Below are 888 nucleotides of genomic sequence, written 5' to 3'. Positions count from 1 at the left end.
CGTATTACCGCGGCTGCTGGCACGAAGTTAGCCGGGGCTTCTTCTACGGTTACCGTCATTATCTTCACCGTTGAAAGAGCTTTACAACCCTAGGGCCTTCATCACTCACGCGGCATGGCTGGATCAGGCTTGCGCCCATTGTCCAATATTCCCCACTGCTGCCTCCCGTAGGAGTCTGGGCCGTGTCTCAGTCCCAGTGTGGCTGATCATCCTCTCAGACCAGCTATGGATCGTCGCCTTGGTAGGCCATTACCCCACCAACTAGCTAATCCAACGCGGGCTCATCCATCTCCGATAAATCTTTCTCCAAAAGGACGTATACGGTATTAGCTCCAGTTTCCCGGAGTTGTTCCGTAGAGATGGGTAGATTCCCACGCGTTACTCACCCGTCTGCCGCTCCCCTTGCGGGGCGCTCGACTTGCATGTGTTAAGCCTGCCGCCAGCGTTCGTTCTGAGCCAGGATCAAACTCTCAAGTTTAGTAAGACTTTGATTTGGCTTATTTGGTCACGCATGAATCGACGAGAACATTCACACCTAGACACTTGCGTGTCTTGGTAGACTTATTCTCACGAAACGTGATCCGCCAAAGTCTCGTTCGAACCTCCTACCCCTGGCGGGATAAGAGGTTCAGCAGGACTCTGCCGCCCACGTTTCTCTTTCTTCATTATTCAATTTTCAAAGAACAGACACCGCTTCACGCAGTGTCGTGACCCCTTACGCTTGTGGCTTCGGGGCCGTCCGAGTGTCGCTCACGCGGCTCTCTTGAATTTCGTAGAGGGCAGTCTTAGAAGCAAACTTCTTCGTCGCCAGCGGCGCACCGCCCTCGTTCGTGAGGCGTATATAGTCGCCACCCAGACAAACTGTCAACTCCATTCTCAGATGTTTTT

General features: G+C 53.2%; 1 rRNA gene. It reads right to left on the bottom strand.

The window, feature by feature from the left end:
- Positions 1-478, bottom strand: a 16S ribosomal RNA gene (locus JT360_RS33235); the annotation flags it as partial.
- Between the last annotated feature and the right edge of the window lie 410 nt (positions 479-888).

Source organism: Mesorhizobium sp. dw_380 (assembly GCF_018588885.1).
In the GTDB taxonomy this organism is placed as follows: domain Bacteria; phylum Pseudomonadota; class Alphaproteobacteria; order Rhizobiales; family Rhizobiaceae; genus Mesorhizobium.
Note: the sequence above shows the minus strand (reverse complement) of the source record. Positions and strands in the feature narration are given on the sequence as shown.